Annotated in this window: 21 protein-coding genes and 1 other RNA gene; all 22 read right to left on the bottom strand. The window is 39.3% G+C overall.

Annotation, left to right across the window (positions count from 1 at the left end; genetic code table 11):
* Window positions 1–4: 4 nt before the first annotated feature.
* Window positions 5–352: a BMC domain-containing protein gene (locus LS41612_RS14740; protein WP_029747308.1), complete on the bottom strand. Its 348-nt coding sequence runs from the start codon at window positions 350–352 to the stop codon at window positions 5–7.
* Window positions 345–629, bottom strand: a complete 285-nt coding sequence (locus LS41612_RS14745; protein ID WP_024363391.1) for a EutN/CcmL family microcompartment protein — start codon at window positions 627–629, stop codon at window positions 345–347. The genes LS41612_RS14740 and LS41612_RS14745 overlap by 8 nt, the downstream gene beginning before the upstream one ends.
* Before the next feature lie 36 nt (window positions 630–665).
* Complete coding sequence (locus LS41612_RS14750) at window positions 666–1535, bottom strand: phosphate propanoyltransferase (protein ID WP_024363390.1); 870 nt, start codon at window positions 1533–1535, stop codon at window positions 666–668.
* Window positions 1536–1547: 12 nt separating this feature from the next.
* Window positions 1548–2138, bottom strand: coding sequence for a phosphate propanoyltransferase (locus LS41612_RS14755; RefSeq protein ID WP_036205335.1), 591 nt, complete (start codon window positions 2136–2138; stop codon window positions 1548–1550).
* A 100-nt stretch (window positions 2139–2238) separates the two neighbouring features.
* Entirely contained in the window at window positions 2239–2517 is a 279-nt protein-coding gene (locus LS41612_RS14760; protein WP_024363388.1) for a BMC domain-containing protein, read from the bottom strand.
* Between the two features lie 15 nt (window positions 2518–2532).
* Window positions 2533–4023 carry an aldehyde dehydrogenase family protein gene (locus LS41612_RS14765; RefSeq protein ID WP_024363387.1) on the bottom strand — a complete coding sequence of 497 codons (1491 nt, stop codon included), beginning with the start codon at window positions 4021–4023 and terminating at the stop codon, window positions 2533–2535.
* 15 nt (window positions 4024–4038) lie between these two features.
* Complete coding sequence (gene eutL / locus LS41612_RS14770) at window positions 4039–4689, bottom strand: ethanolamine utilization microcompartment protein EutL (RefSeq protein ID WP_024363386.1); 651 nt, start codon at window positions 4687–4689, stop codon at window positions 4039–4041.
* Window positions 4690–4701: 12 nt separating this feature from the next.
* A complete protein-coding gene (gene eutC, locus LS41612_RS14775; RefSeq protein ID WP_024363385.1) occupies window positions 4702–5709 on the bottom strand; it encodes an ethanolamine ammonia-lyase subunit EutC in 1008 nt (335 codons plus the stop codon).
* 9 nt (window positions 5710–5718) lie between these two features.
* Entirely contained in the window at window positions 5719–7089 is a 1371-nt protein-coding gene (locus tag LS41612_RS14780) for an ethanolamine ammonia-lyase subunit EutB (protein ID WP_029747306.1), read from the bottom strand.
* A 5-nt stretch (window positions 7090–7094) separates the two neighbouring features.
* On the bottom strand, window positions 7095–8516 hold the full coding sequence (locus tag LS41612_RS14785) for an ethanolamine ammonia-lyase reactivating factor EutA (RefSeq protein ID WP_024363383.1): 1422 nt from the start codon (window positions 8514–8516) through the stop codon (window positions 7095–7097).
* A gap of 20 nt (window positions 8517–8536) precedes the next feature.
* Complete coding sequence (locus LS41612_RS14790; protein ID WP_024363382.1) at window positions 8537–9034, bottom strand: EutP/PduV family microcompartment system protein; 498 nt, start codon at window positions 9032–9034, stop codon at window positions 8537–8539.
* A 10-nt stretch (window positions 9035–9044) separates the two neighbouring features.
* Window positions 9045–9386 carry an ethanolamine utilization microcompartment protein EutS gene (eutS, locus tag LS41612_RS14795; RefSeq protein WP_024363381.1) on the bottom strand — a complete coding sequence of 114 codons (342 nt, stop codon included), beginning with the start codon at window positions 9384–9386 and terminating at the stop codon, window positions 9045–9047.
* Window positions 9387–9405: 19 nt separating this feature from the next.
* Window positions 9406–10650 (bottom strand): ethanolamine utilization protein EutH, encoded by a 1245-nt coding sequence (gene eutH, locus LS41612_RS14800; RefSeq protein ID WP_024363380.1) that lies wholly within the window; start codon window positions 10648–10650, stop codon window positions 9406–9408.
* An 84-nt stretch (window positions 10651–10734) separates the two neighbouring features.
* A complete protein-coding gene (locus LS41612_RS14805; protein ID WP_024363379.1) occupies window positions 10735–11313 on the bottom strand; it encodes an ANTAR domain-containing response regulator in 579 nt (192 codons plus the stop codon).
* Window positions 11306–12712 (bottom strand): histidine kinase N-terminal domain-containing protein, encoded by a 1407-nt coding sequence (locus LS41612_RS14810; RefSeq protein WP_024363378.1) that lies wholly within the window; start codon window positions 12710–12712, stop codon window positions 11306–11308. The genes LS41612_RS14805 and LS41612_RS14810 overlap by 8 nt, the downstream gene beginning before the upstream one ends.
* 280 nt (window positions 12713–12992) lie before the next feature.
* Entirely contained in the window at window positions 12993–14900 is a 1908-nt protein-coding gene (locus LS41612_RS14815; RefSeq protein WP_024363377.1) for an ATP-dependent DNA helicase, read from the bottom strand.
* An 84-nt stretch (window positions 14901–14984) separates the two neighbouring features.
* Complete coding sequence (locus LS41612_RS14820) at window positions 14985–16121, bottom strand: THUMP domain-containing class I SAM-dependent RNA methyltransferase (RefSeq protein WP_024363376.1); 1137 nt, start codon at window positions 16119–16121, stop codon at window positions 14985–14987.
* A 3-nt stretch (window positions 16122–16124) separates the two neighbouring features.
* Window positions 16125–17864 carry a sensor domain-containing protein gene (locus tag LS41612_RS14825; protein ID WP_024363375.1) on the bottom strand — a complete coding sequence of 580 codons (1740 nt, stop codon included), beginning with the start codon at window positions 17862–17864 and terminating at the stop codon, window positions 16125–16127.
* A 280-nt stretch (window positions 17865–18144) separates the two neighbouring features.
* Window positions 18145–18523: RNase P RNA component class B (gene rnpB, locus LS41612_RS14830), an RNA gene on the bottom strand.
* Window positions 18524–18582: 59 nt separating this feature from the next.
* On the bottom strand, window positions 18583–18882 hold the full coding sequence (gpsB, locus tag LS41612_RS14835) for a cell division regulator GpsB (RefSeq protein WP_024363374.1): 300 nt from the start codon (window positions 18880–18882) through the stop codon (window positions 18583–18585).
* Window positions 18883–19003: 121 nt separating this feature from the next.
* Window positions 19004–20251, bottom strand: a complete 1248-nt coding sequence (locus tag LS41612_RS14840; protein WP_024363373.1) for a ribonuclease H-like domain-containing protein — start codon at window positions 20249–20251, stop codon at window positions 19004–19006.
* A 525-nt stretch (window positions 20252–20776) separates the two neighbouring features.
* Window positions 20777–24511 (bottom strand): InlB B-repeat-containing protein, encoded by a 3735-nt coding sequence (locus LS41612_RS14845; RefSeq protein ID WP_105928915.1) that lies wholly within the window; start codon window positions 24509–24511, stop codon window positions 20777–20779.
* Between the last annotated feature and the right edge of the window lie 223 nt (window positions 24512–24734).

The raw sequence follows: 24734 nt of genomic DNA on the forward strand, positions 1-24734 counted from the left end.
CACCTCAATTGTCCGTAGTTGCTGCTTCTGTTGTTTTTTTAGCACGTGCTGGTGTTGAGACCGGTTTTTTCTTTGGCGTCTCTGGTCCTTTAATCATATTGAAAACATCTTCGTCTGGTCTAGGAATGACGTGTGCGCCTAATAATTCTCCAACGCGTTTTGCCGCCTCTTTACCAGCATCGACTGCTGCTTGTACTGAGCCAACATCGCCTGTTACGACGACTGTTACAATACCACCATCGACAAATTCTTGTTTAACAATCGTGACATCAGATGCTTTAATCATCGCATCCGCAGCCTCATAAGACCCCACTAATCCCTTTGTTTCAATCATGCCAATTGCGCTACTCATTGTCTTCACCTCGCATTACATCTGTAGAGTCTATAATTCCGATTACAACTGCATCAATAGGGAGGGGATTGTCCTTCATAATATAACGGGAAGACCCTCCACTCGTAATCAGTACATCATCACCAATCCCTGCACCGATGCGATCAGCTGCTACTATTTCCGTACGAATTGGCTGTTGGTTGGAATCAATTGGTTGGATAATTAATAGTTTTAAGCCATTTAACCCTTCTTCCTTACGTGTTGCCCATACGCTGCCAATCACTCTTCCCATCTGCATAAACTCACCCTCTTTAGGTTGTCTGGATAATACTTATTATTCAGAGCGAATCGTTATTTTTTTATTCAGCTCTCGTATTTTGTCATAAGCTAATGCTGTCACGATGGTTCTTTTTGGCACGACAATTTCTTGAGCTTCGATTTCCAACACATCTACCTGTGAAAGTAGCTTTTTTTCAAAGTGATAGATAGATTGTTTTGCAGGCGCTTGCTTTGCGACTAGTGGCATTTCCTTTACAGTCAAAGGTTCCATCACTTGTCCATTAACAATTTCTGCAAAAGCACCTTGCTGAATTAAGCCTGCATTTGCTTCATCCGTATCGATATGCATTTCCAAACGATAGCGATCAGATACACGAATCATCACATTGGATAAAATAATCGGTCGTAGTCCTTGCACTTTGATTTGTACCGACTGCCCATCTACTACTTGAAATCTTTCGCTATCGGCAGGAGACATATGAATATGCGCTTGTGCAATAATAAGACCTTCTGGCAAAACAACACTACCTTTTGGACCAATTAACGTCACAGGGCTAGAGTCTTTAATATCCCCAGAGATTCTTAATGGCGGCTTGACGCCGAGCTTCATCGCATCTGTCCAACTCACTTCTACTTGTGTTAACGTTCGTGCTGGACCTAATATGCGAACTCTTTCAATAGAACCTTTTGGTCCTGCAATGACGACCGTTTCTTCAGCAGCAAATTGTCCTGGCTGCGAAAGCTCAAACTTCGGCGTTAATTGATAGTTTTCTCCAAAAAGCTGCTCCACTTCTGCCTGTGCAAGATGTACATGTCGCGCGGATACGCCGATTGGAATTTTACCGTCATCTGGGCGGGAAGGCTGATTTTTTAATACTTGCTGTAAAACTTCTTCGACGATTTTTTGCACTAATTGTTCTTGCATCAAACCTCCTCCTTACGAACATGATTTCACAATTCTTCCTTGTGCTTGTTGTGCAATAAAGCCCGCATTGGCCTCATCTGTATCAATATGCATTTCTAAGCTAAAATCATTTGAGACACGTACTACTACAGCACGAAATGTTACAGGTCTTTCACTGTCAACTTCTACAGAAACGATTTCATTATTGTGTACTTCCAATGCTTTCGCATCTTCTTCTGTCATATGAATATGGGCCTGTGCAATAATGACTCCTTGCTCGATTAACACTTCTCGTTGTTGATAGATAAGTTTAATACTAGCTGAATTTTCGATATCTCCCGATTGTCTTAGGGGAGGGTTTAAACCTAGTTTCATCGCATCTGTTCGACTGATTTCCACTTGCGTTGCTGCCCTTACAGGTCCTAATACACGCACATTGTGAATGACTCCTTTTGGTCCCTCAATGGAGACACGCTCTTTTGCTGCAAACTGTCCTGGTTGCGAAAGGTCAAAATCCTTTGTCAACGTTGCGTTTGGACCAAATAGTGCTTGTAAATCTTTTTCACTTACATGTATATGACGGGCTGAAATGGCAACTGGAAATGCTTGTGATTTTATATTCAAGTTAGCCACCTCTAAATCTAGTAACTGATTTTTTTACTGTTGATAGTAGGCATTCATCACATCAAATTTACAAGCGATGAATGCCTCTTCAGTCGTGTAATTAAGCTTCTGCTTTTGGTAAAATTAATTCTAATTCGTTATGAGGGCGTGGAATTACATGCACAGATAGCAATTCTCCAACACGTTGAGCTGCTGCTGCACCTGCATCCGTTGCTGCTTTTACTGCACCTACATCGCCACGAACCAAAACAGTAACAATTCCGCCACCAACATGGACTTTCCCTACTAAATTGACACTTGCCGCTTTTACCATTGCATCCGCTGCTTCAATTGCTCCTACAAGACCTTTTGTTTCTACCATTCCTAATGCTGTACTCATTTGTCATTCCTCCAATTATTTAGTTTGTAATGTAATTTGCTTTAAAACTTGATCAACAATTTGTTGCACCACTTTTGTATCCAATGATGGTGCTTGTGCCTTTATATTTTCTACCACCGGATGTAAATCAAATTCCGGAGCTGGCACCTCTACATCTTTCATTCCATAAGCCATGCGCTTAATATTTAATAAATGTCTAGCTGTAATGTTATCGGACGTAATATTACCACCAAATGTCCCACAACCTAATGTAAAGGATGGTGCTAATCCAGTCGTACCACCAACCGCACCAATTGAAGATAGCGTGTTCACAACAATACGCGACACTGGTAAATCAAGCGAAAACTGCTCTGCTAGCGCTGTATTTTCCGTATGAATAGAACAAGAATGTCCCCGTCCTCCAATATTCAGTAGATCAATCATTACTTGTTTGGCCTCTGTGCTATCCTCTACTGTGTAGAAAGCAAATATTGGTGATAGCTTCTCTAGTGAAAATGGAATGTTTTTTCCAATCATTGTCTCCAACCCAACAAGTACTTTCGTCTCTTCTGGCACCATAATGCCGATAGAATGTGCTAAACTCACCGCTGATTTTCCAACAATTTGTGGATTCACTTTGCCAGGAACAGGAGATATTAACTTTTCCATCTTTAATTTTTCTTCAGCATTCAATATATAAGCATGCTGTTTCTTTAATTCTGCTAAAACTTGTTCAGCTATCACTTTATCCACAATAATGGCCTGCTCTGTCGCACAAATGGTGCCATTATCAAAGGATTTACTTTGCACTAGCTGACGTGCGGCTTTTTGAATATTGGCTGATTTTTCGATGTAAGCTGGTACATTGCCAGGACCTACCCCATAAGCTGGTTTTCCAGAGCTATATGCCGCTTTGACCAACGCCCCACCGCCCGTTGCTAAAATTAAGTGAATCTGTGGATGTTTCATTAATTGTTGTGTCGCTTCCATTGAAGACATTGTTAAACATTGTAACAACCCTTCTGGCGCACCAGCATTTTCTGCCGCAACTCTACAAATATCTAAAGCTTCCTTTGTACATTTAACGGCATATGGATGCGGGCTTAACACAAGGCCATTTCTCGTTTTTAAAGAAATAAGCGTTTTAAAAATGGCTGTAGATGTAGGATTTGTTGTTGGCACAATTCCTGCGATAACGCCAAATGGACTAGCAATCTCTGTTACTTTCTTTAGTCGATCTGTGCCAATCACGCCAACTGTCTTTAAATCTTTAATATCTTCATATACATCTCTTGACGCTACTTCATTTTTCATTTTTTTATGATTTTGGATACCCATCCCTGTTTCTTCGACAGCCATTTTGCCTAATCGTTCTGCCTCTTTAAATGCGGCATCCGCAACAGCCTTCACAATACTATCCACTTGTTGTTGGGAATATTGCATATAGGCCGCTTGTGCTGCATTTGCTTGACTAACAGCGTCTCTCATTTCCTGAATGGCTAATAAGTCTTTATCTAATGTCGCCATAAAGCCGCCTCCTTTCTAAATAACCGGATTTCTCGCAACATGTTCAATTGCTTCTCTAAATGCATCTGCAGCAGCTTGGCAGGAAGACTGACTGCCGCTAACTATGCCACCACCAAAGTTGGTTTCGGAAGGTGGCCCAAAAAATAGTTTTAGCTCTACGTCCGCTGCCTTTAAAGCGGCATCTAAACCGACAACCGCCTCAAGTGGTGGTGCAATTAAATAAGCGAGCGCAGTGCCAATCTTAACGTCTGCTAACTGTGCTAAATAGCTGCCACAGCTTGCCACAGTATGCGCAAAAAGTGCATGGTTTTCATTATTATTAATGGCTTCGAAATACGTATCAAATTGCACCTTTTGCTCAATTGCCTCCAGCCCACTGCGAATTTCATCTGGGGAGCTACCCGCTATAATGCCAATCATTTCACCAGATAATGGTCCTGACGCATGAGCCGCTCCTGCATAGAAGCTTTTTGCATAAACCACTTCCACATCTGCTTTTTTTGTCGCTTCATCTAAAGCCACATATCCGACATCATCAATGGTTAGTGTGACTAGCCCAATGCTATGCTGATTTGGCTTCAACGCAAGCTGTGCTGCCAAGTCTCTATTCACTCTAGGAATCATCTGCATAGCCAAAATATCAGCCATAATTTTATGAGGATGCATTGCTTGTTCCCCCTAACCTTCTTTTGCGACAAGGTTTACGCCACTTGCCTTGTATTGCAATATTTTTTGCACGACAGTTCCTAAATAAGCTCCTGCCTCTAATGGAGGAATACCACCTTTATGAATGTTGGAAATGACCATTCGATCCGCTTCAACCGTACCTATTCTCGGCTGATAACATAAATACGCACTCATCGACTCTGCTGACACTAGACCAGGACGTTCACCAATTAAGTAAACAATGACCTCAGCTTGCAATAGCTCGCCAATTTCATCCATAAGCGCTACACGCCCTTTATCGATGTAAAAAGTAGTGCCTATTTCAATATTTAAATTGGTAAGACTTTGTTGTAATGCTAAATATACATCTTGGACATTTTCTTCAATCGCACTCGCACTTAAACCGTTGGAAATAATAATTTGCACGGTTGGGCGTGCTTTACATGTTGATTGAATAAGTGTCTTCGCTTCATCAGATAAGCGGCGACCTAAATCAGGTCTCGTAATGTATTCTTCTTTATCCGTTACTTTTGTTGTTACTTGGAAGACATTCAGTTTTTGTAATAGTGCTTCTGTCACTTCTCCATACACTGCATCTACTGCAGCCGCATGATCGAGTCGGAATTTCAACCAAGTTTTTGTTTTTGGTCTTGTCCCCGCTCTACCAACACCAATTCTTGCAGGTGTATGCTTTTTAGCTGCTTGCACACTTTCTGATACATTTTGCTCTTCAAATTGAAAAGCCTTCGCCGTTTCTACAGTTGTGGAAACATCATAATTAGTAGTATTTTGCGAATAATCCTTTGTTGAAGCTGTTTGGTAAAGCTTAATTAACGATTGATCTGATGTTGCCTGTGGACTTGATAGTTCTTCTGTATGCTTAGCCGCACTATCATAAAATTTAATTAATGGTTGTTTTTGTTCTTCAGCTGGTGGAGCTGTTTCTGAAGAAGTGCCCGATGTATTGGTCATTTTCTCCATCACAAGCTGTGTAATCATGGATACTAGCTGTTCATTCAATGGTCTCACCTACCTTTCAAATATCGATAAATCGCCAGCTCTAGCTGAAAGACGACCATTTTCGTAAATGCCCATTTTTTCTAACCAAGCTAAATATTCAGGTGCTGGTGTTTTACCAAATGTTTGGAGTAATGTTGCAACATCATGGAAGCTCATAGACTGATAGTTCAGCATAATATCGTCTCCCATCGGTGCCGCAATAATAAAGTTGACACCAGCTGCAGTTAGTAACACACTTAAATCTTCCACATCATTTTGGTCAGCCTTAATATGATTGGTGTAACAAATATCCACGCCCATAGGAATGCCGTGCATTTTACCCATAAAATGATCTTCTAACCCTGCCCGAATGACTTGCTTGTTGTTATATAAATATTCAGGGCCAATAAAGCCAACAACTGTGTTGACTATGTACGGATTAAAATGTCTAGCAAATCCATAGTTGCGTGATTCGAGTGTTACTTGGTCTATGCCCATATGTGCTTCAGCCGAGAGCTCGGAACCTTGCCCAGTTTCAAAGTAAAATAAATTCGGGCCCGTTCCCGTTCCCTGTTTCTTCACGAGTTCCTCTGCTTCTCGAATTAAGTCAGCAGAAATGCCAAACGAACGGTTTGCAATTTCTGTCCCTGCAATACTTTGGAAAATCATATCGGCAGGAGCTCCTTGCTTAATGGCTTTCATTTGTGTTGTAATATGAGCCAATACACAGTTCTGCGTTGGAATCGACCAATCAGTAATAAATTCTTTTGTCGCCTGTAACACCTTTTTAACGCTTTCGACCGAATCATCTACTGGGTTAATGCCGATAACTGCATCACCGATTCCATAGGACAATCCCTCTTTTAATGAGGCAATAATGCCATCGATATTGTCTGTTGGGTGGTTCGGCTGTAGTCTTGAAGAAAGCGTACCCTTTTGCCCTATCGTAATATTGCAAGTTGATAAGATTTCTACTTTATTGGCTGCATGAACAAGATCTAAGTTAGACATCAATTTCGTAACGGCTGCAATTACTTCTGAATTCATGCCTTTACTTAAACGTTTTAACTCGCGATCACCTGTATCATTCGATAAAATGTATTCTCGAAGCTGTTCAATACTCCAGTTTTTTATTTCGCCATATATTTGTTCATTAATATCGCCTTCAATAATACGTGTCACTTCATCATTTTCAGGTGGAACTAGCGGATTCTCGCGTATATCCTTGACTAACAATTCACTTAAAACAGCTTTTGCTGCAATTCGTTGTTGGACAGATTCAGCAGCAATCCCTGCTAGCTGATCTCCTGATTTTTCCTCATTGGCCTTAGCCATCACATCTTTTAATGACTGAAAATTATATTTTTCTCCACCAAATATCACCGATAGATTCACGTTCATCCTCCTTACTTTGAGTGGAAAGCAAGTGTTTTCACTACAATGGGGACAACACCAGAAGGTAGCACTTCCCCAATGTCAATGTAATCGCCTGTTTCTACTTTAATTTGATCGATGCATAGTATAGGAACTGTTGGATTAATGGCTTGTAGCGTTTGCCCTATGACCTTTGCATAATCTGATTGAATGACTATGATAATTGGTATGTCCTTGGAGCTTCTTGTTCCTAAGTATCGTAAAATGGCCTCGCACAATGCATGGACATCTTCAAAACTTAAATACGGTAACTCACTAAAATAAAGTGCAAAGGGTGCGCGGTGATCATCCAGTGAAAAAAGTGCATCTGCTCTGTCCACTGCTGTCTTCACGATTTGATCAAACGCTTTCGTTGCTACACCTGAGCAATTAAATACAGGAATATTTTTTAACGGTAATACATCCGCATCAACTTGAATCGTTGCACCACTAATTTCGGTTGTTTGGGTTCCTGCTCCAGTTACTGTAGCGCGAGCAGTTTCCTGCGGCTGTAGCCATAAAAACGCTTGAAGTTGCTCATGTTGTAAAAGCATGTTCGCTAGTTTTTCACCAATATCATCATATTGGCGCTGCGAACAATCATGATCATAAATGCAAGAAGCTACACCACCTGAAAAAACGATTGCATCCACAGGCTTATGCCAATTTGGTAAATGTCCTAACAATAATGGATGTTGTGCATCTTGTAGTTGTCCGCTTAACGTGTTAGCTAAAAAGTCCGCCATTTCTTGAATAAGTTGTGCAACGCGCACGTCTTCTGCAGAGTCACCTACTTGTAATGGATTAGACCAATGCTTCATTAATTGCTTTATAGGAGGTGAGATAGAATAGACTTTGCCATGCTGAAATTCGATTAATCTACCGCCAACATGTAAGGTGCATGTGCCGATCACTTCACCGAACTGCATTACTGCAATATTTGCCGTACCGCCACCAATATCTATATTGGCAATTACTTTAGCTGTGTTTTTGGACTGTTGCACAGTCCCCGCCCCTTTTGCAGCAATAATCCCTTCTAAATCCGGACCAGCAGTGGCAACTAAAAACTGTCCAGCTGCATCTGCAAGGGTATGGACAACCTCCCTAGCATTTTCTTTCGTAGCAGATTCACCTGTAATAATAATGGCGCCTGTTGAAATATCCGCTGGTGAAATTTGAGCCAATTGATATTGCTGAAATATAAATTTTTCTATTTGTTCCATATCAATAATGTCTTTCGTAACAAACGGTGTTTTAATAATAGGACTTTGATGCAACACCGTTTTTTCAATAATTTCTATTCGTGGCACATGGGTCACACCAGCAACATTTTTCAACAGAAAACTACTGACAACCATCTTTGTTGTACTTGTCCCAATATCAATGCCTGCACTATAAATTTTTTCTGTCTTCAACCTATACCTCCTCTATGCCACTATGGGCAATATATGAGATAGGGACTATCACGGTCCTTGACAAACTGGCGAATTTCTTCGTCTGACCGCAGTTGAATAAGTGGTGCAATCAACTCAATGCCCTGCTTTTGCCATGCTGATGTTTTCACAATTGGACCGTGCGTCATCACATTTTTTAACAATGCTGTTGCTCTTTCTACATCTGCAAGGGGTGCATCAATTTTGGTAATAACACCAATTTGAATTTTGGGTATACCCAAGCTAAACTGCGGCGGAAAAACACTCCTTGATGACGTGGCATCTTGCAAATAAATCACATGTGTTACTTCAAGTGATGTTGCCATAATATTTCTGTAGTACATTGGATTTTCTATATATTCTCCAGGTGTATCAACAATCCAGTCATCAAATACGAGTGCTTGGGTTTTAATAGCTTGTCCATCTTTGCCTAATAACGCATTCATTAGCGTTGATTTACCAGCTTGCACACCACCTATTATCATTACTCGATTTTTCATTTGACACATCCTATGACTTCGTTATTTTAGATGGCGTATAACCGAGCATTTCCGATAAAAAACGATTAATCTCCAACATCGCCATTTCTACTTCAGATACACTGCCAACAATAACGAGACTACCAGTAAAACGGTCTAAAAAACCTAGTTTTACATTGGCTGCCTTTGTTGCTAAATCCCCAGCAATAATAACTGTTTCGCTCGGTGTACAAGTCATAATGCCGAGCGCACCTGCTTCTTGTATACCAAGTTTTTGAAACATATCTGGATCAGGATTTGCAATTAGATGACTCAATGTTAGTTGCTTACCCGGCACAAACTCCTGAATAAAACGTTTCTTTTCCTCACTCACATTTCATCACCTCTTTCTATCAAGACTTTTGATCTGTTAAATATTCTCCCTCTTTAATAATGCCTGCCTTACGATCCTCTTGTTCTAGTTTTAATGCGGTCGGTACTGATAGCTTGTAAGCTAAAATTATGGCAAGCACTCCTGCTAAAAGCTTCCCTGCTATAACAGGTAATATAATCGTTGGTTGGAAATTAGCCGTAAAGGATAAATGGTCGCCTAAAAGGAATGCTGAACAAACCCCGAAAGCAATGTTGATCACTTTATCTTTTGGTGGCATCTGACGAACAAGTGTAAACATGGCCAAAATATTAGCACTTGTCGCTAAAATCCCTGCACTTCCTACTGAAGAAAGACCTAATTTCTTCCCTGCTGTCTCGAGCGGTTTAGAAGCATATTTTCTTATTAAGTACACCATTGGGAATGCACCCGCTAACATAATACCGATATAGCCAGCCGTTTCTAATGCTCGGAATTGGTCGACACTATCTGCCATGATGGGATCAAAGCCCCATGCCCCAAAAATCTTAGTAAAAATGCCTGTGAAAATTTCGACAATAGAGAATACAAGCACAAGCTTAATACCTGCATCCATCACACGACCGAAAATCATAAACCCTTTGATCATGCCATTCGGGATAAGCTTTAGCCCTAACGCAATTAAGATAACAAAAATAAATAACGGTAATAAATTAAGTAATATTTGTAAAATAGAAATGGCAAACACATAGGTTGGTGCAGATGTTGTACTAATCACTTCACGAACCTCTGTGTTAAACATCACAATCATAATCGACGAAATAAATGCACCAATCGGAATCGTTAATACGCCTGCCATAATGCCTAATGCCATATACTTATGATCACGCTTGTCTAACATCGCAAGCCCCATTGGAATCGAGAATACAATGGTTGCACCTGACATAAAACCAACGACAAGCGCCATCACCCATCCTTCATACGACTCTTTTAAAGCATTTGCTAATTGATATCCCCCCATGTCCGACGCTAAAATTGCTGTAGCTGCAATTGCTGGGTCAGCTCCAATCAATTCAAAAATCGGACTAATAAAATGACTAATAAACCACGTTAAGTAAGGTATAGCTGCCATGATTCCTGCCGCTGGTACAAAAATATGACCTACTGTATGGAGTCCATTCATAAATTCTTTACCAATTCCATACTCTGCATCTCGAATCGCTCCGATTGCCCCTAAAACTGCACAAATCATAATAATATAAACGATGATCGTTCCTATCATTGCCATCCTACTTATCCCCCCTTTGATTTTGATAAATATATATAAAAAAAAGACGCATTAAAGAAAAATTCTCTTTAAAGCGTCTTTGCTTCATCTATTTACTTGTAATGTATTTATAATTCGTTTTGCAATTGTTACCATTTCCTGTTGACTTTGCATACTCTCATTGCGAATTTTTTTATATGCCTCGTCTTCACTAAGATTTTCTACTTGCATCAGTAAACCTTTCGCTCGTTCGATGACTTTTCGCTTTTCTATCTCGCTTTGCTTATGCAATAACTCTCCGTTTAAACGGTTAAATTTATCGATTTGATGAAACGCCACTTCCAACGCTGGTAGGACATTTTTCTCAGAAAACGGTTTCATAACATACCCTAAAATATTATCCTGTTTCATGTATAATAACAATTCTTTTTCACTATAAGCAGATATAAAAAGCACTGGTATACCGAGCTGCTGTTCAATAATTTTACTCGCCTTTAGTCCATCTAGCTTCGGCATTTTGATGTCCATTAGTATCAGCTGAGGCTTATGTGTATAAGCTAGTTCAATCGCAGATTCGCCATTATTTGCCTGTGCTACTACTTCGTAACCATTATCTTCTAGCATAAACTTCAAATCAATTGCAATAAGTGATTCATCTTCGACAATCATAACTTTCCTAGTCATTTAGGATAAATACCTCCTCACTTACAGGAAACTGAATTTGAGTATGTGTACCTTGTTCACTAGGGATAATTGTAAATGTGCCAGCTAAATCATATTCAACAAGTCTTGTAATAATCTCCATTCCAAAAGATGCCTTCACCTCTTGCATCCCAACGCCGTTGTCGGAAATATGAAGTGAAATAGAAGATGCATCCTGAAGAAATTTTATATCAATTGTTCCTTCCTCACGATCAATAAAAGCATACTTTAAAGCATTTTGTAATAACTCACAAATAATTAATGCGAGTGAAACCGCCTTTTTAGAATGACAATATAGCTGTAGTTCATCGTGATGGAAGATTAATTGAATGGCTGCTGTATGAGAAGTGCCAACCATTTTATACCCTATTTTTTTAGACAAAGCGATAACATCCACTTTTTCTTCCGCATTATCCTCATTTTCTAAAATAAGTTCGTAAACAGAAGAAATACTATAAATGCGATTTAATGCTTCCTGAAAAGCACTTGCATTTGAAGCCGCTAGGTCATTGCGCATTTGCAGTCGCAATAGGCTTGTAACCGTTTGTAAATTATTTTTTACACGATGATGAATTTCCCGTATAGCAAATGTTTTCATCATCAGTTCATTTTCTTTCAGCTTTAGCTCTGTTAGATCATGAATAATAAGCAGTGTCACTTTATCATTTTGACTGCGGATAGGAATTTTTTTCACAATAAAAGATTTACGATCAATCGTAATTTCTAAGAAAAAGACATCATCGCCTTTATCATAGACCTCTTGTAAAAAAGGTAATATTTTATCCAAAGCAACATTATCGAAATTTTCTAGTCCTGAAAGTTCCGTTATAAATCGGTATCCTGCAGGATTGCTATAAATGACCTTATTTTCATGATTTGTCAGAATAATTGACTCTACTAATAAATCAGACACAACTGGAATTGGCTGCGCGTTGGGTTCGACAATATGTTCAATTAATGCAAAAGGCATATTTTGAAAATCATCCTTTGGTGCAGTTTGCATCTTAACCTTTTTTTCTTGAATCAACACGGCGATAACCTGTCCATCATCATTAAAGAGGGGGACAACGTTTTGTTCTACAGTTAGACCTTCCTGTGTGATTGCTCTCGAAATGGATGATCTTTCTTTATGTTTAAAAGCTGCAAATACTGCTGGCTCGAAGCTTTCAAAGACAAATTTTCCAATCACTGATTTTTCATATAAACCAATTTCTTTTGTAGGGAATGCCTCTGCTACAACAATTGCATGTGGTAAATTTTCCATCATACAATCTATGAACATATAGCAATCTGTCAACTCAGCATAATAAGATAGTGTAGTTTCAATTTCTACTAACTTCTCGATATCCTTACCTGATAAGCTTGTATATTTACTACACAACGATTGAATGCTCGACAGGTCCACCCCCTATCATAGAATACTCAACAGTGATTGTGACTATTCCTTTAAATTTCTTGTCATCATTATAAACCTTTTGCAAAATTATTTTCAAGAAGAAAAATTTTTATATTTAATAAAATTCATTGCATTACAAAGAACTATATAGTTTAAAACAGAAATATTCAACACTTTTTTCGACAATCTCTAAAAGCGGCACAATAATTATTATTTTAAAATAGCAAAAAGGCAAGTTTACGCCAATGGTAAACTTGCCTTTTTTTTACTTTATTTCTGCTGTCACTGCTAAAATATTTTCAAATGTTTTCTGCTGTTTCGCTTCTTCCTCATTTAACAATATATGAATATCGCCATGATCATTCGATGTGCGAATTAATCGTCCCATTCCTTGTTGCAAACGCAATTGCATAAATGGTAACTCTACTTCTTCATACGGATTTTCAGCAAACGTCCGTTTCGCGTCAAATAATGGATCATGTGGTGGGAAAGGTAAGTCATATATTATCACACGTGTTAGCGCCTCTTCTGGCAAATCTAAACCTTCCCATAAATGGTAGGAACATAGTGTTTTTACTGTACCTTCTTGGAAATCACGAACAATAGCTGATAGTTCACGATCTCCTTCAAACGCCACATACATTCGCTCCATTAGTGGTAATTCTGCTTTAAAGTTTAACATCGCTTGTTTTGATTTGAATAATATTAATGTTTTCTCACCGTCTCGTAACAATTGTTGGACACGGGCTGTTTTATTATTTTGAGATAGCTCATGTAAATAAATTCTCATCACTGCTTCATAATCAAACGGTGATGGAACTGAGAAAGATTGGTAATTATGGATACCAAGACTATAAGCAATATAGGAGAAATCCTTATTGACAGATAATGTTGCAGAAGAAAATACGATTGGAAGCTTTTTTGAGAATAACTTTTCTTCTAAAACTTCTGTAATCAGTCGTGGCATAATAACTAATGTTTCTTCACCATCTGTTTCCTCTAACCAATCAACAGCATCGCCTTGTGCAGTAAAAATGCGAAGTGACGCTTGATATTGCTCTAAATATTCCTCTGCCATATTTAACTCATACTCTGGAATCATATACATTTCTGATTCAAAAACAAATTCTTCTAGTAGTACATCTACATCGGCAATCAATTGTTTACCATACTTTAAAAGTGTTACAGATTTATTAATACGCTTCCGTTCTTCCTCAGACGCCACAATATCATCACGCAACTGATCGAAAAATAGTTCGTGATCGTCTTGCAATTTTTCCATTGCATACAAAGTTCGTTCACGTACTCCATCTACCATTAAACGCTCTAACAGAGGAACAATCGTCGTTGCCTGCACCTTATATGTCATTGCTTTTTGCGCCGCATATTCCAATAAATGCCCCTCATCTAGCACCATCATTGATACTTCGGGAAGTAACGCTAACTGCCCTTCACGTTCACGGGACTCTTTCGTTGCTAAATGCTCCATTAAAAAGTCTTGCGAGCAAATAATTAAATCCGTTGATTTACGATAATGTGCACGATGTAATGTTTGACCACAGCGATTACGCAAATCACATACTGAACATTGCATAATCGCATTATAATTCACTTTATGCCAATCTTCATCACTAACCGTTGGATAATCACTGCGATCACCATATGGTTGGACTGCAATCATCGAGCCTTGTGCATAGACACCATCGGGAATTGAAAAAGCAATATCATCGATCCACTCATCCGTTTCGACTTTTTCTGCTTCTTCGAAACGCTTTAAGCATAAATATTGATCACGTGATTTTGCTAAACGGACATCAATTTCTAAACCGAGTGTTTTTTGTAATTTATAAATATCGCCGCCCTCTTTCACGAGCTGGTCGATTAATGTTTCATCTGCACAGGCAATTAGCGCTGGTTTACCTGTATAGCGTGCATAGGATACAGCCGGCAGTAAATAGGCAATGGTTTTTCCTGTTCCTACTCCAGCTTCAGCAAATAACACATTTTTTTCTTTTAACGCCTGTTCAATTTGATAGGCCATGAAAATTTGCTCATCACGGCATTCAAATCCTTTTTCTGGTAATTCATCATAAAGGACATCGCCCATCCAGTCACCTAATGACTCGAAAAACGAGCGATCCTTCGTTAATGCAAATGGTAAAGATTTACGCAATTGACGTTCCCCCTCATACAATCTGTTCCTATTATACGCGACGAAACGGAAGATAAGAAAAAATCTTATCTTCCGTTATTCTAGTTAGTCTCTCTTGGACTTTTGTCCCCAATATTGATAATAATTTGTTTCAATAAAACCATTGAATAATTTACGTTTTTTCGTTGTTTGACGACCGTATAATTCTTCGAAGTTTTTCATGGAGGATAGCATATATACCGACCAAGTTGGGTAGTTTTTCATGACTTGTCCTAAATCACGAATGACTTGCTCTACAACTTCTACATCGCCAATACGCTCTCCATATGGAGGGTTCCCAATCATTACACCATCTGTTAGCTGTGTTGTAAAATCACGAGCTTGCATTTGTTTAAACGTAATAATATCCCCAAAACCTGCTTCTAGCGCGTTTTCTTGTGCAATACTTACCATGCGATGGTCAATATCTGATCCGAAAATTTCAAGTGGTTGGTCATAGTTGGCTATACTATCCGCTTCATCTCGCACAGCATCCCAAATTTTCGCTTTCATCCACGGCCAACTTTCCGAAATAAATTCTCGATTATAGCCTGGTGCGATATTTTGTCCATACATTGCTGCTTCTAGGGCAATTGTACCTGAACCACAAAATGGATCGACAAACGGACGGTTCGGATTCCATTTAGAAATCTGAACAAGTGCAGCGGCTAATGTTTCTTTTAGCGGTGCTTCCCCTTGCGCTTGTCGGTAGCCCCGCTTATGTAAGCCAGCGCCAGAAGTATCAATAGTAAGTGTAGCCACATCTTTTAAGATTGAAACTTCAATTTTGTATGTTGCACCTGATTCATCTAAAAAACCAAGGCGTTTGTAGTGTTGCTTCATGCGTTCTACGATTGCTTTTTTGGTAATCGCTTGACAATCTGGCACACTAAATAATTTAGACTTTACTGATTTCCCTGAAACAGGAAAAGATGCATCCACCGGTAAATATTTTTCCCATGGTAGTGCCTTTACACTTTCAAACAATTGTTCAAAAGACTTTGCAGGAAATTGTCCTACAACAATTTTCACTCGATCTGCTACACGTAACCATAAGTTGGCACGAGCAATGGCCGTTTCATCACCCTCAAAATAAACTTTGCCATTTTCGACTGTCGTTTTATAACCGAGTGCCTGTACTTCTTGTGCTACAATCGCTTCTAAGCCCATTGCAGCTGTTGCGACTAATTTATAGTTTGCCATACATTATTTCCTTCCTTGATGTTCAATTTCCCAATACTCAATATACTCCAGCAATTCGGGAAGTGGTAACGGTTTGCTGTAATAATAGCCTTGGATAATATCACAGTTCATTTTCCGTAGTATATCCACTTGTTGCGCTTGTTCTACACCTTCTGCTACAACTTTCATTTTTAGACGATGTGACATTTGAATAATAGCATCTACAACTGCCTGTTTTTCATCGAGCGAGCAAATATGCTGAATAAAACTACGGTCGATTTTTAAACAGTCGAGTGGGAATCGAACTAAATAGCTCAATGATGAATAGCCTGTACCAAAGTCATCAATAGAGATTTTAAAGCCAAGCTGCTTTAGACGGACAAGCTTGCTTACCGTTTCCGTTGCACTATTCATGACAGTGCGTTCTGTAACCTCTATTTCAAAATTATTGGCAGAGGTGTTATAACGTTCTAATATTGTTTGAATGGACTCTAAAAAGTTTTGCTGTTTAAAATGAATGCTCGAAATATTGATAGCAATCGGTATTTTGCGACCAAATTGTTGTAACTTAGCTGCAGCTTCACATGCTTTCTCAATAATTACTTCACTTAAAGGAATGATAAGGCCCGTTTCTTCCGCATAAGGAATAAATTCAGCAGGCGATACAAAGCCAAGTCGCTCATTATTCCAGCGAACAAGCGCCTCTAGTCCTTGTATATGTTCGTTTTCCAACATAATTTTAGGTTGGAAATGCAACTCAAATTCACGATTTTCAATCGCTCTACGCAATTCAGAATCTAACAAAAGAACGCGTTGCGTGTCTGTTTGTAATTCATCAAAATAAAACGAATAGCCGTTAAGACCATTCTTTTTGGAATAGGTCATCGCCTTATCTGCACAAGTAATAAGTTGCTCGGATGTTTCGCCGTCAGCCGGATACATACTTACGCCAATGCTTGTTGAAACAAAAATTTCTTGTCCATTAATGTTCATTGGCTGTTCCATAATAGCAATAATTTGCTCTGCAAATTTTGCTGCTTCGCGAACATTTTTTACATTCGTCAATGTGACGATAAATTCATCTCCACCGTATCTTGCAATGATATCTTTGTTTTTGAGCAATGTTTGAATACGTCTTGCTGCTTCTATCAGAATCGTATCTCCCACCGCATGCCCTAAAGTATCATTTATTTGTTTAAATCTGTCTAAATCCAAGAAATAGACAGCATGCTGTACTGAATGAGAAATAGTAGAAGACGATTCCAGTAAGCTATCCATTCTCTCAATATAAGCAAATCGATTCGATACATCTGTTAATGAATCCGTTAACAAACGTTTTTCTAGTTCATTTTCTACTATTTTTCTTTCAGATAAATCTGAGAAAATGCCACAATAGTTAGTAATTTCTCCACTATCATTCGTTATGCTAACAATTGTTAACCATTCAGGATACACATCTCCTGTTTTACGACGATTCCAAATTTCCCCTTGCCATATTCCTTCTTGTCGTATCTTTTCCCACATTGTCAAATAGAATGATAACTCATGTACACCTGACTGCAATACCGCGGGCGTTTTTCCTATCACTTCATCGCGTTTATAGCCTGTAACGAATTCAAATGCTGGATTAACCATCTCTATTTTTTTATGTTTATCCGTAATCATAATGCCTTCAGATACATTTTCAAAAATTTTCTTCAGTAAGGAAGTGGGGTATTTAGAAATCGAATTAATCTTATCCAGATTAGTAATTACTCCGCCCATATTTCCGCTCCATCCTATTTATCGATACTACCCTTATTTTTAGAAAAGCGCGTTCCTACTCATTTAGTAGGTATGTATGTCGCGTTCATACGATAACGGTGATGTTATAACTTCGAAGCGTATCGACAAAGGCACAATCCATGGTATTCATATTACCTCAGGCCTATATCGCGTATGACTAGACATCGTTAAGTAACAGTTACTTCTTTTATTAGTTCAAAAGAAAAGCTCTCCACCGAATTGGAGAGCGCTTGTTATTTCGTAGATAAGCATCAAAAAATTCAATAAGCCATGTTTTGTTCCCGAGTACTCAAACAGCTTACGCCTCGTACGACCGGGTAGTAATCATCTATCTACAGAGCGAACTCTGTCCCTCTATCCGTTCAATTCCTTCAAGAGAGTGCCCCTACCATAATTTGGGTTTCTCACTCGTGGGGTTTACCTCGTTCCACCTTGTATGTTTCCAAACAAGCTTCGTCACTGTGGCACTTTCAGGAAGTGTCGACCATATCCAATAGACTTAGGTCTTCCTTCCGCCGTCAGCTTTAAGCTGCCTTACCTTATTTTTTCAGTAAGCACGAACACTACGGCCATCGCAGAACCGTGTGAGCATGGACTTTCCTCTACGACGTCTAGCGCCGCAGCGATTACTCGAATTTCATGATGATACGAAGATTATACTAGACTTTTATGATAAATACAATGTAAATGATAAAAATTATTCGTAAAGTTTACTACCAAATACATGTTTTTCTAAATTTGAAAGACGTTTTAGAATATCAAAGTTGGTTGTACCCGCTGCGGATGCGGCTGGTTGTGGTTGTCTCTTTGGTGTATTCTCGATTTCTTCTTTTAGTTGTCTATTCTCTTCTCTTAATTGAGCAACTACTTTTTCAAACGATTCATAATCTTGAATAATTTCATCAAGAAAAGAATCGACCTCTTCTACATTATAGCCTTTAAAATTTTTCTTAAATTCCTTTTCAAGAATCATTTTTGAAGTTAATTTAATGTCCATACACATCGCCCTTCCTCGCACTACATACACGAATTCATTATAGCATATTTCATAACATTATATCGTCTGCAAACATTAATTGTAAGGCTAAACTTGTCGTTTCTTGCGCTTCCCCGGGAAATTATTGCTTATTTCCTAATCTGTGCAATCTCTTTTCCCAAGAAATTTCCCATTTTTGTTTTTGTTCCATTCGCCAATCCTCAGTCGAAGTAATCAGTTGTATGCCTTCTAATGTATAAACAAGGGCCTGTTTCATATCTTTTAAGTGATGCTCATAGATTATGGCTAGTTGTTCTAGTGCCTGCAACTTTTTTCGTGGCTCTATAAAATGGAGTGAAGCAACGAAGGCATCAACTGCTTTGCTATACTGCTTATTTTTTTTAAGTTGCATAGCAAGATAAAATTGGGCATTTCCCGCTTCACGCGCATCAAATTGAGCTGTTACCTTTTCTAAAACGTTTACACTTTGTGGACGTTTCTTTAAATCAGCATACCATTTCCCAATATTCGTGTAAGTATTGGCTGATTCATCACTCGATTGTTCAAATAATAAGTAAGTGGAATGAACATACAAGGTAATGAGCGACAACAAATCCCACTCGTTATGAACAAGTACCTTCATAAGTGCATCTGGCACACCACTTTTCACAGCATCTAAGTAAATAATTGGCGCTAAGTGGCCTGGGATATCCCCAACGCGTGAGAAACCAAGCTTTTCTTCTTCTACTGATTTTAGTTTCAACCGCTCCATATCATTTTTCCATAATCGCTTCGAGCTATGCAATAAATCGATTTGGCGCTGGGTACGAAGTTTAGGTAAAACTTTTTGGTTGAGTGTCCAACGTGTTTCTAGCTGTGGCCAGTCAAAGCTTTTGCCATTATACGTAATAATTGTCGCTGTTTTTTGCCAAAGCCTTGACTCAAACAGCAAGGCTGCTTCATGTGCTGGATCAGCTAAGACATATTGTGTTAATACAAAATCGTGTTTGGTCACTTCTAAAAAACCAAGAAGAAAAATTTGTGTTCCAACACCCTTTAATCCTGTTGTTTCTGTATCAAAAAACAGGACATTTTCGTCCACATTTAATGCATAAGGATGATCAAAATCAGCGGATTGCCATTTAATTAGCGCGTCAAAAAATGACTGTAATGGATAATGACCGTGCTGATAATGGAAAGGATAATGTACTTGTCGCTTAAAAACAATACCAAACTCATTATCGATACGCGTAAGACCAGCTTTCTCCCACTGATTCACATAGTTTGGTATAACCGGCTTTTGATACGTTGATTGCTCATTGGCAACTGGTTGTTGCACCTTTTTTCCGAGCATTTTTTTCATTTGTAGTATTTTATTTTCGTAAGACATCGACTTCACTCATTTTCTACCTGTAAGATTTTTTAATACTGTTAGCAAGCCATCCATTCCTGCTATCAATTAAGGTGGAAAGCCTGTTGCCAAAGCAAACTTATTACAATATGTTCCACTGAATAACCTTATCGATTACCTAGAATCTCTTATGCTACATATATCATACCAAATCTAGACGACTAAAAGGCTCATCGCGCTATTCTGTACCTATCATTACCTCAATTTGTTAGTCAAAAAAGGTGTACGATAATCACGTTACTTTTAGATATGGTGAATAAAGCCAATGTTATCATACGTACCAAAATGAATTTTAATGAATTGTTATGCACCGATTGTTTGCATATGAATATCTTCATTTACAAAGTTTAAATTGTTTAAATAATGAATATTCCAACTAAAAACGCTTTTATGCCACTATTTCCCTCAATAAACAGGTCCTCTAAAACTATCATATTAAATCTTAATCATTAGTAAAGCACATCTTCTCACTTATGTAAAAAGTGAAAAGATGTGCTTTTTCGATTAGCGATTCATTGCTCGGTACATCAATGCAACAAATTGTGCACGTGTCAGAGGATCATTCGGTTTAAAATAGCCATCATCCCCTAATGCAATTCCTTCTTGTTGTAAGGTCGCTATATAGTTGTAACTCCAATGTGTCGGTGGCACATCTTTAAAATGGCTTATACCATTGGGTGTTAGCTGTAACGCTTCTACAAGCACTTTAGCCATTTGTGCACGTGTCAGAAAGGCATCTGGATGAAATTCTCCATTTGAACCATCGACAATCCCTGCCTGATACAATTTCGTAATAGCTTCATAATATGGATGACTCGGCAAAACATCCTTAAATGATACCGTCTCACGTATTGCTTCTAGCTCAAAAGCACGCGCAAACATAATGGCAATATGCTGACGTTTAATATAATCATTCGGACGAAATGTTTTATCTGGATAGCCAGTAATAATTCCTTTTCTCGTCATATCCTGAATCATCTCCCAAGCCCAATGCGTTTTCGGAACATCAGAGAAAATAATGTCTTGCGCCTCCGTCTCTGGTTTTGATGGCTCAGTATGTGGCGTTTCCACAGGATTACTTGGTTCCTTTGATGGCGTTTTTGGATTCTCTGGAACGGACCGCGTTGTTGGTGTAAAAGATTGACCATCACTACCAGATGAACTATTTACAAACCATTTTGCATAGAGCGCTGTATCTTTTGTCACCACATCTATTAGGAAATCCCATTGTGTTGTCAAAGTATCGCTCTTATACCAGCCCGCAAACGTATGACCTACCTTTGTTGGTGCTGCCGGTTTCGTTATTTTTTTATCATATGTTATAGTGACAGGCGCTACGGTAGTTCCGCCATTTGTGTTAAAGGTCACCGTATAACTATTGATTGCCCACTTACCATACAAGGTTGTATCCTCTGTCACTGTTTCGGTCGCAAAATCCCACTTGTTAGTTAACGTCGCATCTTTGTACCAACTGGCAAATGTATAACCTGTTTTCGTTGGCGCTGTTGGCGCTGTTGCTTTTTCGCCATATGTTGCTGAGGTTGGGGCTATCGCTGTACCCCCATTTGTATGAAACGTCATCGTATAGCTATTTGCGTCCCATTTCCCATACAAGGTTGTATCCTCTGTCACTGTTTCGGCCGCAAAATCCCACTCAGAAGTCAACGTTGCATCCTTGTACCAACCGGCAAATGTATAACCTGTTTTCGTTGGCGCTGTTGGCGCTGTTGCTTTTTCGCCATATGTTGCTAAGATTGGGGCTACCGCTGTACCCCCATTTGTATGAAACGTCATCGTATAGCTATTTGCGTCCCATTTCCCATACAGGGTTGTATCCTCTGTCACTGTTTCGGTCGCAAAATCCCACTTGTTAGTTAACGTCGCATCTTTGTACCAACTGGCAAATGTATAACCTGTTTTCGTTGGCGCTGTTGGCGCTGTTGCTTTTTCGCCATATGTTGCTAAGGTTGGGGCTACCGCTGTACCCCCATTTGTATGAAACGTCATCGTATAGCTATTTGCGTCCCATTTCCCATACAGGGTTGTATCCTCTGTCACTGTTTCGGCCGCAAAATCCCACTCAGAAGTCAACGTTGCATCCTTGTACCAACCGGCAAATGTATAACCTGTTTTCGTTGGCGCTGTTGGCGCTGTTGCTTTTTCGCCATATGTTGCTAAGGTTGGGGCTACCGCTGTACCCCCATTTGTATGAAACGTCATCGTATAGCTATTTGCGTCCCATTTCCCATACAGGGTTGTATCCTCTGTCACTGATTCGGCCGCAAAATCCCACTCAGAAGTCAACGTTGCATCCTTGTACCAACCGGCAAATGTATAACCTGTTTTCGTTGGCGTTGTTGGTGCATTGATTTTCTCGTCATAAGAGATTGTTAAGTCTCCTACTGGACTACCACCGGTTGCATCAAAGCTGACCGTTAATTGTTTTGGCAAAAGTGTAACACCTGAGCTTGTTATCTGACCGAGTCCTGTTGCGTCGAATGACAACTGTGCGCCAGAAACATTCGGTGAATTCACTGATCCTAAATCAGAAAAGCTGACGATTCCAGCATTTGCTTTCGCTGTTAACGTCCCTGTTAATGTCCATGCGCCTGCGTCTTTTTTCGCCACAGTAATAATTTTAGTATAATCATTGACACTGACATTTTCATAAGCATCATAAAGTGTCACTACAGGTTGTTGACTAAATAATCCTCCATTCATTGTGGGGGCTTTAAGTGCTGTCGTCACCTTCATGCTAGCCGCACTTCCCGCAACTGGTGTAATCGTTACCGAATTGCTACTAGCTGTGTTTACACCTAACACGCTAAACTCAATTGACTGTGTCATTGCTGCATTCAATTTCAAATTCGCTGTAGCTATTCCGTTCGTGAAGCCTATAGCGACTACTTGACTTGATGAAGTCAATGGCTCTCCATTTACATTCCCAAACGACCCATTGGGTGCTTGGTTGTAGCCCAAAATCGTAACGTTTTTAATGCCATTAAAGGTTGTATCTATATCTCCCAGTGCATTTTTTACAGATAACGTAATCATATTATTGGAACCTACTGTTGGCGTATTCGATGCCACCGAAGCGACCACCGTTTGCGCAGGTTTTGGAATGAATTGCACACTGGTCGTGGCGGCAATGGCATTGCCATTAACAGTTGCACTGAGTATACTCGTACCAACAGTGCTAGGAGCGGTTAGAGTCGCTGTATAGGTACCATTGTTATGAGTTGTGACGGTACCAATTATCCCTAGAGTTGACGATATACTTACTGTCGCTCCACCAGTTGTAACATCATTTCCTTGCGCATCTTTCAACTTCACGGTTACAGTCGTCTGGCTTGTTCCGTCCGCGAGCAGCGAACTATCGTTAACAGTAACGGTGCTCTTTGCTAATGATGGTGGACCAGAGACAAATTGCACGCTAGCCGTTGTTGGTATCGCGCTACCACCGACACTTGCACTGATGCTACCAGTACCGATTGTCGTTGGAGCAGTTAGAGTTGCCGTATAGGTACCATTGTTATGATCTGTCACAGCACTAACCGTTCCTACTGATGACGCAATCGTTACAGCCTCTCCACCAGTAGTAATATTATTTCCTTGTGCATCTTTTAACTGGATAGTAACAGTCGTCTGGCTTGTCCCATTCGCTACAAGGCTAGTATTATTGATTGTCACTTGACTCTCTGTTGGAGATAGTGCGTAATCAGGGATCATATACGTTTTGAAAGTGAAATCACTTTCAATTCCTGCTGAGTACCCTCTTGAATAGGCATCATTGTGACTTGTAAACCACCCAAAGCCAGCACCGCCACCGTATTCAGTAGAAACAACCATTCGATACATCGTTTCCCTCATTAAATACGGTAGTATGCTTGAAAAATCAACCGATGTCCAACCCGAGCCGAATGATGCTAATTGTACAGAGCCAAGGGGTGTCGATAAATCTTCTTCATTATAAATACTTACTTTTAATGCCCCAGGAGAACTCATGCTATCAAATATGCATATATCAATCTTGCTTAGTTGCCCAGAATAGAAAGGCGTAAATGTTTGATAGCGTGGATAATCAGAATTAACCCAAACATTACCAGAATAACTCGTCTGCTCTTGATCCAAAACATCAGAAGTAGCGGCTTTAGCACTTCCCCCAAAAGATAGAACTATACTTATTGTAACTACTAGAAGTAATACAACCGATAGCTGAAATTGCTTTTGATTGTTCATCCGTGTCCCCCACTCTTTAACCTAAAATTACCAGTTAAATATTTATCTTTTTTCTACTTTTTAATAATACTGATTTATGGCCTAATAGAAAATATTTTTTTCAGATTCACACTTATTTTTTTGATTTTTTTTATAATTGTTAAAATTGTAAAACTACACAATAAATCATTCTACCTTGGGGTAATCAACATGAGGTATTCATCCTATGAGAAAAATGAATATG

The organism is Lysinibacillus sphaericus (genome assembly GCF_002982115.1).
Classification (GTDB): Bacteria; Bacillota; Bacilli; order Bacillales_A; family Planococcaceae; genus Lysinibacillus; species Lysinibacillus sphaericus.

Excerpts from the sequence above, each read along its gene's own strand:
- LS41612_RS14780 (WP_029747306.1), bottom strand. The coding sequence starts at position 7,089 with ATGAACGTGAATCTATCGGTGATATTTGGTGGAGAAAAATATAATTTT.
- eutH (WP_024363380.1), bottom strand. The coding sequence starts at position 10,650 with ATGGCAATGATAGGAACGATCATCGTTTATATTATTATGATTTGTGCA.
- gpsB (WP_024363374.1), bottom strand. The coding sequence starts at position 18,882 with ATGGACATTAAATTAACTTCAAAAATGATTCTTGAAAAGGAATTTAAG.
- LS41612_RS14760 (WP_024363388.1), bottom strand. The coding sequence starts at position 2,517 with ATGAGTACAGCATTAGGAATGGTAGAAACAAAAGGTCTTGTAGGAGCA.
- LS41612_RS14825 (WP_024363375.1), bottom strand. The coding sequence starts at position 17,864 with ATGGGCGGAGTAATTACTAATCTGGATAAGATTAATTCGATTTCTAAA.
- LS41612_RS14745 (WP_024363391.1), bottom strand. The coding sequence starts at position 629 with ATGCAGATGGGAAGAGTGATTGGCAGCGTATGGGCAACACGTAAGGAA.
- LS41612_RS14805 (WP_024363379.1), bottom strand. The coding sequence starts at position 11,313 with ATGACTAGGAAAGTTATGATTGTCGAAGATGAATCACTTATTGCAATT.
- LS41612_RS14740 (WP_029747308.1), bottom strand. The coding sequence starts at position 352 with ATGAGTAGCGCAATTGGCATGATTGAAACAAAGGGATTAGTGGGGTCT.
- LS41612_RS14845 (WP_105928915.1), bottom strand. The coding sequence starts at position 24,511 with ATGAACAATCAAAAGCAATTTCAGCTATCGGTTGTATTACTTCTAGTA.
- LS41612_RS14750 (WP_024363390.1), bottom strand. The coding sequence starts at position 1,535 with ATGCAAGAACAATTAGTGCAAAAAATCGTCGAAGAAGTTTTACAGCAA.
- LS41612_RS14820 (WP_024363376.1), bottom strand. The coding sequence starts at position 16,121 with ATGGCAAACTATAAATTAGTCGCAACAGCTGCAATGGGCTTAGAAGCG.
- LS41612_RS14765 (WP_024363387.1), bottom strand. The coding sequence starts at position 4,023 with ATGGCGACATTAGATAAAGACTTATTAGCCATTCAGGAAATGAGAGAC.
- eutL (WP_024363386.1), bottom strand. The coding sequence starts at position 4,689 with ATGCATCCTCATAAAATTATGGCTGATATTTTGGCTATGCAGATGATT.
- LS41612_RS14840 (WP_024363373.1), bottom strand. The coding sequence starts at position 20,251 with ATGTCTTACGAAAATAAAATACTACAAATGAAAAAAATGCTCGGAAAA.
- LS41612_RS14790 (WP_024363382.1), bottom strand. The coding sequence starts at position 9,034 with ATGAAAAATCGAGTAATGATAATAGGTGGTGTGCAAGCTGGTAAATCA.